The sequence below is a fragment of the Flavicella marina genome (assembly GCF_009193215.1).
GTDB classification, from domain to species: domain Bacteria; phylum Bacteroidota; class Bacteroidia; order Flavobacteriales; family Flavobacteriaceae; genus Flavicella; species Flavicella marina.
Genome location: NZ_VYVA01000005.1, coordinates 224,118 through 235,939, shown reverse-complemented (window position 1 = coordinate 235,939; position 11,822 = coordinate 224,118). Strand labels below are relative to the sequence as shown.

Annotated in this window: 12 protein-coding genes; 6 read left to right on the top strand and 6 right to left on the bottom strand. The window is 34.3% G+C overall.

Features of this window, described 5'->3' with window-relative positions; all coding sequences use genetic code 11:
- Window positions 1-621 precede the first annotated feature (621 nt).
- The 6 genes from F6P99_RS11800 to F6P99_RS11775 all read right to left on the bottom strand — a co-directional run bounded on the left by F6P99_RS11800 (window position 622) and on the right by F6P99_RS11775 (window position 4,838).
- Entirely contained in the window at window positions 622-1,869 is a 1,248-nt protein-coding gene (locus F6P99_RS11800; protein ID WP_152287691.1) for a T9SS type A sorting domain-containing protein, read from the bottom strand.
- 259 nt (window positions 1,870-2,128) lie between these two features.
- Complete coding sequence (locus F6P99_RS11795; protein ID WP_152287690.1) at window positions 2,129-2,998, bottom strand: pirin family protein; 870 nt, start codon at window positions 2,996-2,998, stop codon at window positions 2,129-2,131.
- 95 nt (window positions 2,999-3,093) lie between these two features.
- Window positions 3,094-3,531 carry a MarR family winged helix-turn-helix transcriptional regulator gene (locus tag F6P99_RS11790; protein WP_152287689.1) on the bottom strand — a complete coding sequence of 146 codons (438 nt, stop codon included), beginning with the start codon at window positions 3,529-3,531 and terminating at the stop codon, window positions 3,094-3,096.
- Window positions 3,532-3,537: 6 nt separating this feature from the next.
- Window positions 3,538-4,068: an NADPH-dependent FMN reductase gene (locus F6P99_RS11785; protein WP_152287688.1), complete on the bottom strand. Its 531-nt coding sequence runs from the start codon at window positions 4,066-4,068 to the stop codon at window positions 3,538-3,540.
- Between the two features lie 3 nt (window positions 4,069-4,071).
- Window positions 4,072-4,482 (bottom strand): OsmC family protein, encoded by a 411-nt coding sequence (locus F6P99_RS11780; RefSeq protein WP_152287687.1) that lies wholly within the window; start codon window positions 4,480-4,482, stop codon window positions 4,072-4,074.
- Complete coding sequence (locus tag F6P99_RS11775) at window positions 4,482-4,838, bottom strand: DoxX family protein (RefSeq protein WP_226913070.1); 357 nt, start codon at window positions 4,836-4,838, stop codon at window positions 4,482-4,484. Before F6P99_RS11775 ends, F6P99_RS11780 begins: the two co-directional genes overlap by 1 nt.
- A gap of 132 nt (window positions 4,839-4,970) precedes the next feature.
- Here F6P99_RS11775 and F6P99_RS11770 point away from each other — a divergent pair, with 132 nt between their 5' ends.
- The 6 genes from F6P99_RS11770 (at window position 4,971) to F6P99_RS11745 (ending at window position 11,726) form a co-directional block, all read left to right on the top strand.
- Window positions 4,971-6,599, top strand: coding sequence for an acyl-CoA carboxylase subunit beta (locus F6P99_RS11770; protein WP_152287685.1), 1,629 nt, complete (start codon window positions 4,971-4,973; stop codon window positions 6,597-6,599).
- A 218-nt stretch (window positions 6,600-6,817) separates the two neighbouring features.
- On the top strand, window positions 6,818-8,911 hold the full coding sequence (pta, locus tag F6P99_RS11765) for a phosphate acetyltransferase (RefSeq protein ID WP_152287684.1): 2,094 nt from the start codon (window positions 6,818-6,820) through the stop codon (window positions 8,909-8,911).
- On the top strand, window positions 8,911-10,095 hold the full coding sequence (locus F6P99_RS11760) for an acetate/propionate family kinase (RefSeq protein ID WP_152287683.1): 1,185 nt from the start codon (window positions 8,911-8,913) through the stop codon (window positions 10,093-10,095). The genes pta and F6P99_RS11760 overlap by 1 nt, the downstream gene beginning before the upstream one ends.
- 35 nt (window positions 10,096-10,130) lie before the next feature.
- Window positions 10,131-10,466 carry a cupin domain-containing protein gene (locus tag F6P99_RS11755; RefSeq protein ID WP_152287682.1) on the top strand — a complete coding sequence of 112 codons (336 nt, stop codon included), beginning with the start codon at window positions 10,131-10,133 and terminating at the stop codon, window positions 10,464-10,466.
- A 13-nt stretch (window positions 10,467-10,479) separates the two neighbouring features.
- Window positions 10,480-10,878: a group III truncated hemoglobin gene (locus tag F6P99_RS11750; RefSeq protein WP_152287681.1), complete on the top strand. Its 399-nt coding sequence runs from the start codon at window positions 10,480-10,482 to the stop codon at window positions 10,876-10,878.
- 131 nt (window positions 10,879-11,009) lie between these two features.
- The gene (locus F6P99_RS11745) at window positions 11,010-11,726 is read left to right on the top strand and encodes a YebC/PmpR family DNA-binding transcriptional regulator (protein WP_152287680.1); all 717 of its coding nucleotides are present in this window, start codon (window positions 11,010-11,012) and stop codon (window positions 11,724-11,726) included.
- Window positions 11,727-11,822 lie beyond the last annotated feature (96 nt).

The following is an 11,822-nucleotide window of genomic DNA, read 5'->3' as shown; positions in this document are numbered from 1 at the left end:
GCTTAGCGGCTGCAAATCTAAAACCTTTTTTCAATATAAAAAAATAAAATTTTAATTATTTTTTTAAACCTCCAAATATTAAATCTAACCAGCTTTTTAAAGAACTCTCACTAACTAATCTAAGACCTATGCCCCGTTCGTTAGCGGCTGCAAATATACAACCAACTTTCATTCCCACAAGCCTTTTTGCAACCTATTTTATGTTTTTTTGCATACTTTTTTTTACCCCCTTTAAAACAAGCAACTTACAACTAGAAAAAAAACAGGATCTAGCTAATCATAATTATTGATTTGCCCTATGCAAACCTTTGATATTAGTTTACTCACTAAAAAAGCAGTAATAAGAAGGAATTCTTAAAAAAAACAAACTCGTCGTTATAAACTATATGTAAACACGGTTTTTTATAATTTAGTGTTTCCACAATATAATCATAAACTCTTTCCTTTTTTCGGACTCAATAGTCGGTAACAACAGTTATACTTCATTGAATGATTCGAAAAACAGCTTCTATTCAAAAAAGTAATTGAGATAATTATTGACTAACTAAATTACTAAGCATAAAAAAATGGCTACATATTTTTGTAGCCATTTTTCACCAATATAAACTTGACTATCGTCTCTTAATTAAACACCACCTTTTTAGATATTGCACCTGAATTCGTTGATATTTGAACTATATACACTTTTGCTCGCTCGAATGAACACTCAAAAACTTCATTTTCTGCAACGTTTTTAGAAGCCATCACTCTACCTAATAAATCAGAAATTGTAACGTTACCAGATACACCTTTAAGACTAACACCTTCTTTAGATACCTCAAAAGAGTTTTCATCAAGCCCAACAGAATGAACAGAAGCAGCACCTGCCAAAGCTTTTGTTAATACATAATCATCTACATAAAAAATGGTTCTGTCTGCACCATTGTTGGAAACAGACAATCTCATATGAACAGTTCCCCCTCCAGTATCATCTGAGGTATATGCTGGCGTTTCTATCTCTACCCAACCTGAAACATCCGTAACATTTATTGCGCTTCCATTTGTAACTTTAACCCCGTCTACATATAATTCTCCGGTAAAATCAGCTGCTGGAGAACCATCGGCTACTTTCACCCACATAGACCCAAAATAATCCTTTGAAGCAGATTCCCTTACATATCTATAACTCGGGCTTTGTTGAAAATATGGCGATGCTAAAGTGGTAGTACATTTGATAGAATTGTTCCCATTTCTTTTTTCAGTGATTTCTTTAACCATTGGATTGATTCCGTTTTTTTGATAAATATTAGTTTGTGGTGAAGTGCTATTGTTACCCATAAAATCAATTTCCATATCTCCATTCACCATTAGTGGATTTTGAACAAGCTCTATATCATCATAATGAAGAATATCATTAGCTATAGGATTGTCAATCTGAACACGTACGCTTTCAGCAGAAGCAGGCGTGTATTGTGACATTAATATTTTATGCCAAGAATTGATATATTCTGCATCATTCCAAACTACGGCGGCCCCTCCGGAAATATTTGAAGCACCATCAGAACTAACCAACCTTAAAGAAGATCTATCACTAAGCACAGTTGGTTTTACCCATACAGATAAATAAGTAGCGACTCCACTTGTTAAAACACTTACAGTTTCGTTTAACAATTCGCTGTTTGGACTTCCAGAGCTACTGGTAAAAAGCACACCGTTAGATCCTGAATAAGCATCACCGTCTGCCGAAGTCCCTAAATTTGCTGTCCAATTTGTTGGTACTCCACCTGAAGATGTCTCAAAATCTTGATTTAACAAAACATGATTCGTCTGAGCACCAATATATACAGGTGTCAAAATCATAATAAATCTTAAGAGTAATTTTGTTCTCATAATAATAGTTTAGTTAGTTATTCAACAATTTTACTGATAACCTTTAATGAAATTAAAAATACTGACTCAACAATAAATTGACAAAAAACTCAAAACTCAGATTTTCAGTAAAAAAAACGCTAGACTAAAACACGACTAAAATTCACTTAAACCCATAAAAACTTCAGTATTCAATCTAATTATTATGCTATTTGTCTATAAACAACAAAAGCCTAAGTTTTTTACAATTAGGCTTTTACATTTCAAAAAATTCTTTAGTTTATTCGTCAATATACCCCATTTTACCTTGTTGGTAATCCATCATAGCCTGCTGTAATTCTTCTTGAGTATTCATCACAAAAGGACCATATGTTGCAACTTTCTCTTTTAAAGGCTCTCCAGATAAAACAATAAATTCACTTTCGTCATTTGCTACGATAGAAATAGCATCTCCTATAGTATCAAAAGTCAACATACGAATACCGTCTTCATTCATCGGTTCTGTGTCGTTAACTATCAATACACCTTTAATCAAATAAACCAAAACATTATGTGATTTAGGTAGCATAAGTAATTCTTTCCCTCCTTGCTCTGCATAAGACCACAACATTTGAATTTCAGTTTGCGTTGCAATTTCACCTACAAGATTGTTATAACTCCCTGCAACTATTTTTGAAATGACTTTACCATCATCACTAGTCAACACAGGCATTCGTTCTCCTGATACATGTTGATATGCAGGCTCCATCATTTTATGAGAACTTGGCAAATTCAACCATAACTGAATTCCTTCTAGCTTACCTCCATTTTTAACAAAACTCTTCGTTGGTCCCTCAGCATGAACAATTCCTTTTCCAGCAGTTGTCCATTGCACATCACCACCTTTTACGACGCTATGATTCCCTAACGAATCTCTATGTAATTGTTCTCCTTGAATCAAAAAGGTTATAGGCTCAAAACCTCTATGAGGATGAGGCCCTAAATCGAATGGATTGCTTTCAGGACTGATATCATACGGACCATAATGATGTAATAAAATAAAGGGATCCACATCATTTATCTGAAAACTAGGTAAAGGCTGTCTCAATCGTATAGGCCCCATGTTTACAAAATTACTTTTACTTTTTGCTTTTATATTTTTAAGTTCCATGTCTTTATTTTTAAAAATTGATTTCTAAATTAGTCTTCTGAGTTTATCAATCTCTTACTCAAAGACCTTATTTCACTCTTAAAAAACCGCAAATCCTACCTAATCTTATCTAACAAAAAATTCAATTGTTCCGCCTCCTCTTCGGTCAATTTATTCATTGTTTCTCCTACACCATCCATTTTTATATCTCGCAACATTTTCAAACCCAAATCGGCAATCTGAACATAAACAACTCGTCTGTCATTTTCACAACGCACACGTTTTATTAAGTTCTTAGCACAAAGTTTATCCATTAATCGTGTTGTATTTGGAGATTTTTCAATCATTCTATCCTTTACAGTTTGTACTGTAACTTTCTCTTTTGCTCCGCGCAAAATTCTCAAAATATTATATTGCTGAACACTAATTTTAAAAGGCTTTAAGACATGATTTGATTTCCCTTCTATCCAATTGGCAGTGTATTTAATATTAATCAAAGCCTTTACGTGTTCTGATGGGAAAGTAGAATTTATATCTTTGGCTATGTCTCCCATATCTTTTTAAATTTCTTTTTGAAAATTTGTTATTTCTTTTTCTAAAGAAACTTTCAGCTCTGAATTCACCACCTCACCATCTTTAAAATTATCATAAAAAGAAGGAAAGGATAAACTACCTGTAACCTTTGCTCCTAAGTGCGGAAAACTATTAGCCGCAATTTGCAAAACTGTTTGTCCTCCTCTTCCTCCAGGAGATGTAGCTAATAACAATAAAGGTTTTTCTCTCCACACCTTGCCATTAATTCTACTCAACCAGTCGAATGCATTTTTAAATGCTGCGGAATATGCACCATTATGTTCTGCAAGCGACACTACAAAGCCATCTGCCCAATCAAAAACTCCATTTAACCTTTTTGCTTCTTCATGAATTCCTTCTTCTGTTTCTAAGTCTATACCATACAATGGCAACTTAAACTCATTAAGATCTACAACGGTAAGCACAACATCTTCTAGTTGTTCAGCTGCATGTGTTGCCAATGTTTTATTTATAGAGTTTTTACTATTACTTCCTCCTATTACAATGATATTTTTCATCTTTTAATTTTTTATAGTTCTAATTATATCCGTTGGGGTATTTACCATTTGTGACACCGGACAACTTTTTGCATGTTCTTTTAATTGCGTCAATTGTGCTTCCGAGACTTTTTTTTCCACACTAATATTCTCAATTATTCTTTTCTGAATTCCTTTTGGTGTCAACTTTGTTTCTTCTGAAACTTCTACAGAAATATTTCCTAAATCCCAATTTTGTTTGTCTGCAAATGTTTTTAAAGTAATTGCCACGCAACCTCCAATCGCGGCTAAGAAATATTCGACAGGTGTAGGTCCGGTATTACTTCCTCCTTTTTCAATAGCCGTATCCAAAGGATAATCGAAAGTTCTACTTGAAACATTAGCTTTGAAGTTCTCAGGATTAAGAACTACTTTCGATAACGGTTTTACTTTCATTAATTGATTTTTTTACCAAAGACATATGAAACTGTAAGCAACACTAATGCTAACACTGCTCCCATCTGATCTCCATCACCTATAGACAAGTGCGCTGAAAACGCCAATAAGAAATTAAAAAAGAAACCTGTATAAGCCCATTCTTTTACTGTTTTCCACTTTGTCAACGTAATCACTGCGATACCCGACAACTTAAAAAAGGCTAATGGATAAATAATATAAGTTGGAAAACCTAAATTCGTAAAAGTTTCACCAATCACTGCATTATTAAACACGTACATCCCAGATGACATAAGCATCATTAACGACAACAAACCCGTTGCAACCCAAAAGATAATTTTATTTTTTTTCATCATATAAAGTTTTAAACATGATACAAAGATATAAAAATATTTCAATTAATTACCATGGTAAATAAAAACACGGTAAATAAAAATTATATATGCATACAATTTTGTACTTTAGCCCCGCAAAAATCAGCAATGACAATGGATATAAAATTCAACGCAAACGAAGACTACAACAAGCTTTTATCAACTGCTTTAAAGAAAAAGCTTTTAAAAGTATATGAAGGAGGAGGAAAAAAACGTATTGCGAAAATTCATGACAAAGGAAAACTAACTGCACGAGAACGAATTAACTACTTATTAGATAACGATGCAGACGCTATAGAGATCGGAGCCTTTGTAGGAGATGATATGTACGAAGAACACGGTGGTTGTCCTTCTGGAGGAGTTGTAGTGAAAATCGGAAAAATAAAAGGCACTCAATGTATTGTTGTCGCTAATGACGCTTCAGTTAAAGCTGGAGCCTGGTTCCCGATTACAGCAAAGAAAAATTTGCGTGCTCAAGAAATAGCAATAGAGAATAAAATTCCGATCATATATTTGGTAGATAGCGCTGGTGTTTATTTACCATTACAAGATGAGATTTTCCCAGACAAAGAACATTTTGGAAGGATTTTCAGAAACAATGCTATTATGAGTAGCATGGGAATCACACAAATATCTGCTGTAATGGGAAGTTGCGTAGCAGGTGGTGCGTATTTACCAATTATGAGTGACGAAGCATTGATTGTTGATAAAACAGGAAGTATCTTTTTAGCCGGAAGCTATCTTGTAAAAGCTGCTATTGGTGAAAGCATTGATAATGAAACATTGGGAGGAGCTACTACTCATTGTGAGATTTCTGGGGTTACCGACTATAAATCTACAGATGATAAAGATGCTCTTGACACAATAAAAAACATAATTGACAAAATTGGCGTACCTGAAAAAGCTGGTTTCAACAGAAAAGAAGCTTTATTACCTAAGGAAAACCAAGAAGATATTTTTGGAATATTACCCAAATCTAGAGCCGACCAATACGACATGAACGAGATTATCAAACGACTGGTTGATAATTCAGAGTTTGAACCTTACAAAGAAGAATTTGGAAAAACCATTATCTGCGGATATGCTCGTATTGACGGGTGGGCTGTTGGTATAGTTGCAAACCAAAGGAAAGTAGTAAAAACCGCAAAAAAAGAAATGCAATTTGGTGGAGTTATTTATTCTGATAGTGCAAACAAAGCCACTAGATTTATCTCTAACTGTAACCAAAAGAAAATTCCGTTGGTATTTCTGCAAGATGTAACCGGATTTATGGTAGGTAGTAAATCGGAACATGGTGGCATTATAAAAGACGGAGCAAAAATGGTCAATGCAGTAAGTAATTCTGTGGTACCTAAATTCACTGTGGTTATCGGAAACTCTTACGGAGCAGGTAACTATGCAATGTGCGGTAAAGCATACGACCCAAGATTAATATGTGCTTGGCCGAGTGCTCGTTTAGCAGTTATGGGAGGTACACAAGCTGCAAAAGTACTTTTACAAATGGAAACTGCTTCCTTAAAAAGTCAAGGTGAAGTTATTACTCCTGAAAGAGAAGCCGAGATATTAAAATCTATCGAAGAAAAATATGACAAACAAACATCTCCATATTATGCAGCTGCACGATTATGGACTGATGGAGTCATCAATCCTCTCGACACCAGAAAATGGATAAGTACAGGTATAGAAATTGCCGAAAACGCACCTATTGAAAAACATTTCAACCTAGGAGTAATACAGGCTTAGACTCTGAAAATAAAACAAGTAAAAAGGTCATTGATACATCAATGACCTTTTTTATTTTTTACCTCAAGTAGAACACAGAACACTCAAAAGAAACTTCTCAATTCTAATAGAATATTATTTGTTTTTGATTTATGATAAGAGTCATAAAAATAATAACACACTGGTGCTACTTTTGAAAACTAATATTTTGTAAATTCGAATCACAAAAAAACATACGTATGAGTAAAGCCATATACATTGCTACCATAGAATCGCACACAGGTAAGTCTTTAGTATCTTTAGGTCTATTAAGAATGATGCTTACGAAATCGATTAAGGTAGGTTATTTCAGACCTATCATTAACGAAACAGAAAATGGACAATTTGACAACCACACAAAAACAGCTATCAATTTTTTTAATCTCGATTTAAAACAATCAGAATGTTACGCTTATAAGCAAAGTGAAGTTTTAAAACTTTTAAGTAAAGGAAAAGTTGATGAAGTAATTCAGACTGTTATTGAGAAATATAAAAAATTAGAAGAGCGATTCGACTATGTGTTAGTTGAGGGAACTGATTTTTCTGAAGAAGGAAGTTTCTTAGAACTTGATTTGAATTTGGCAATCGCAAAAAACTTAGGAGTTCCTTCGCTGATTGTTGGCTCAGGAAAAAATAAATCTATTGATGAATTTGTCAATAGCATGGAAATAACCTATAAAGCATTCAAGCAAAAGGAAGTAGATGTAATTGGGGTTATTGCAAACAAAGTAGACCCAGGAAATACAGAAATCATTACACAAGAATTGAAAAAAGTTATTCCGCTTGATGTACAAATAGATGTAATTCCAGAAAGCTTGTACTTAGAAAACCCGACAGTAAAAGAAATCAATGAAGCATTGAAGGGAAAAATACTCTTTGGAGAACAGTTTATCGATAATACCATTGGAAGTTTTAGTTCTGGTGCTATGCAGTTGAGAAACTATTTGACCAGAATCAAAGAAAACGCTTTGGTTGTAACTCCAGGGGACAGAGCAGATATTATTTTAGGCGCGTTGCAAGCTAATGCTTCTTCTAATTATCCAAAAATTGCAGGTTTAATTTTAACTGGAGGCTTACTACCTGAAGATTCTATATTAAAATTGATGGAGGGAGTTCAATCAACTGTGCCTATTATTTCTGTAGAAGGAGGAACATTTGGTACTACCAATAAAATTGGAGCCGTAAAGTCAAAAATCTATTCTACAAACTCAAAAAAAATATTAATGGCCTTAGATACTTTTGATTCATACGTGAACTCAGAAGGAATTTCTAACACCTTAACAAATTATAACTCTGCAAGGATCACTCCTAATATGTTTCAATATAGCTTGATGCAAAGAGCCAAAGTAAACCGAAAACATATTGTATTACCCGAAGGGAACGACGACAGAATCATTCAAGCCGCTGCCCGTCTACAACTTTTAGACATTGTTGATTTAACTATTCTTGGAGATAAAAGCGTAATTCAACTGAAATGTGATCAATTAGGACTTCAAATAGATTTAGACAAAATCAATATTTTAAACCCTGAAAACTCAATTCACAACAAAGAGTTTGCAGCAACTCTATATGAGACAAGGAAACACAAAGGCATGACTGAAACAACGGCCAATGACTTGGTAAAAGATGTTTCTTATTACGGTACCATAATGGTAATGAAAGGAATGGCTGATGGAATGGTTTCTGGAGCTGCACACACTACACAGCACACCATCAAACCTTCGCTTCAATTGATCAAAACCAAACCTGGAGTATCTGTAGTATCATCCGTATTTTTTATGTGTTTACCTGACCGTGTATCTGTAATGGGAGACTGTGCTGTAAACCCTAATCCAAATGCAGAACAACTTGCAGAAATTGCCATTAGCTCTGCTGAATCTTCAGAAGCCTTTGGAATTGATGCTCGAATTGCTATGTTATCATACTCTTCTGGAAGTTCTGGTAAAGGAGAACAAGTAGAAAAAGTTAGAAAAGCAACCGAAATTGTTTCTGAGAAGTACCCTAATTTAAAAATTGAAGGACCTATCCAATACGATGCTGCAGTAGATATGAATGTAGCCAAAAGCAAAATGCCAGATTCAAAAGTTGCAGGGCAAGCATCAGTATTGATATTCCCAGACTTAAACACAGGTAACAACACATACAAAGCAATTCAAAGAGAGACAGGAGCTTTGGCTATCGGACCAATGCTTCAAGGATTAAATAAACCGGTAAACGATTTAAGCAGAGGATGCACCATCGATGACATTTTCAATACCGTATTATTAACTGCCATTCAAGCAAATCAAGAATAATGAATATACTAGTTTTAAACGCAGGATCTTCTTCGCTAAAATATCAGCTTATTGCAATGCCTTCACAAGAAGTAAAATGTGTTGGTTTGGTAGAAAGAATCGGAATGGAAGATGCAATTTTCACTCATGAAAAAGGTTCTCAAGAACACAATGAAGTAACTCCAATTCTAGATCATACAGCTGCACTGAAAAAAGTAGAATCTGCATTGATGGATTCAAATTACGGAGTATTGAAAAATGTTGATGAAATTGATGCTGTCGGACATCGAGTGGTACACGGAGGAAGTCAATTTACCAAAACCGTACTTGCAACACCTGATGTAAAAGAAAACATCAAAGAATTGTTTGCGTTGGCTCCATTACACAACCCTGCAAATCTTACCGGAATTGAAGTTGCTGAAAATGTATTTTCAAATGCGAAACAAGCAGTTATTTTTGATACAGCTTTTCATCAAACGATGCCAAGAGAAGCTTATCAATATGCAATCGCCAACAAATATCTAGAAGAAGATGGAATTCGCGCCTATGGTTTTCATGGTACGAGTCATAAATATGTTTCTGAAAAAGCTATTGAACACCTAAAGAAAGAAAAAAGCAACATTATCACCATCCATTTAGGAAATGGATGCAGTATCTCAGCTGTAAAAGACGGTAAATGTATCGAGCATTCAATGGGGATGGGGCCATCAAATGGATTGGTCATGGGAACAAGAGCGGGTGATATTGATCAATCTGTGGTATTCCACATGCAGAAAAAACTAGGAAAAACAGCTGACGAAGTAAATCATATTCTACAAAAAGAATCTGGTATGAAAGGGCTTACCGGACACTCTGATCTTAGAGATATTAGAAATTTGGCTGCTGAAGGAAATCAAGACTGTATCAACGCATTAAATTTAGCTGCACATAGAATTAAAAAATTTATTGGTAGTTATACAGCAATATTAAATGGTCTTGACGCGATCGTTTTTACTGCTGGTATTGGAGAAAACTCAAGTTTGATGCGTGAGTTAAGTTGCAAAAACATGAGTTATTTAGGGATCGATCTAGATTTAGATAAAAACGCAGTTCGTTCTAAAAAAATTCGAGAAATTCAAAAACAAGATGCCAACGTAAAAATATTGATTGTTCCAACAAACGAAGAGTTAGAAATAGCAAAACAAACATACGAGTTGATTTGTTAAGCAATTTTTGACCGACTAATTTTTTATAAAAATTTATGGTAATTACATCATTCGATGCGAATAGCGAATTTCAAGATAAAATTACAACCAAAGTAATTTTAGAAACCTCTTTTTCTAAAGAAATAAGAATTCTTTTGAAAAAGGGACAATTCATGAAAGAGCACAAAACTAAATTTCCTATCATCGTTCATGTTTTAGAAGGTTGTATAGATTTTGGAGTGAATGGCACAATTCATAAATTTGAAAAAGGAGCTATTATTGGACTCGATGCTAACATTCCTCACGATTTACTTGCCAATAAAAACAGCATTGTACGCTTAACATTATCGAAACAAGATTCTGTTGAACGAGTTGAGCATGTTATTTCTTAAACGGCTGATTGATATGAAGCAGATAGAAAAAAGGGAAGACATTTCTAAGCTAGTACACCTATTTTATAAAAAAATCAGAAAAGATGCAGTACTTGGTCCTATTTTCAACAGTCACATCAAAGAAAATCAATGGCCAGAACATCTCGAAAAACTTACGGACTTCTGGGAAACAAATTTATTCGGAATTCCAAAATTCAAAGGAAACCCAACGCTAAAGCACCTTAACGTAGATAAAAATCTAGAATACAAAGTAACTCAAGAACATTTCGGGTTTTGGTTGCAACTTTGGTTTGAAACTATCGACGAATTATTTGAAGGTGACTTAGCTACAAAAGCCAAGGAAGCTTCTAGAAGAATGGCACATGGTCAATTTATGGCAATTTGGAATTATCGTCCAAGCGTAAAGAATTAGAATACGCACTGTTCAAAACAAATCTTTTCGCTGTATGATACATTCGTTTCTAAGCCAAATAAAACTTGTAAACTAAGTCGTTAATAATTACATTTGCTTTTCAAAAATTAACACAGAAACAACAATTAGAAATGGGTAGAGCATTCGAATTCCGTAAAGCAAGAAAGATGAAACGTTGGTCGGCAATGGCCAAAACTTTTACACGTATTGGTAAAGACATCGTAATGGCTGTTAAGGAAGGAGGACCAAACCCTGATACCAATTCACGTTTACGTGCGGTGATGCAAAATGCAAAGGCTGCAAATATGCCTAAAGACAACGTAGAACGTGCTATTAAAAAAGCGACGGACAAAGATACTGCAAACTATAAAGAAGTTTTGTTTGAAGGATATGCTCCTCATGGTATCGCCATTGTTTGCGAAACTGCTACAGACAACAACAACAGAACTGTTGCAAATGTAAGAGCAGCTTTTAATAAATGTAACGGTACATTTGGTACTTCGGGCTCTGTGATTTTTATGTTTGATCACACCTGTAACTTTAGAATTAAATCTGAAGGAGCAGATATTGATTTAGAAGAATTAGAATTAGAATTGATGGATTTCGAAGTAGAAGAAGTTTTTCAAGACGAGGATGGAATTTTAATCTATGGTCCGTTTGAACAATTTGGAGCGATTCAAGGATTCTTAGAAGAAAACAGTTTAGAAATTCTTTCTTCTGGTTTTGAACGAATCCCTACAACAACAAAAAAACTAGGTGAAGCTGAACAAGCAGAAGTTGAAAAGTTACTAGAAAAACTAGAAGAAGACGACGATGTACAAAATGTCTATCACAGTATGGAAATGTAACATCGAACTATATAAAAATAAAAACCGCTTTTACCAAGCGGTTTTTTTATGGGTGAAAATCATCAAAAAAAGTCTCTTTTAAATCAAACGAACATT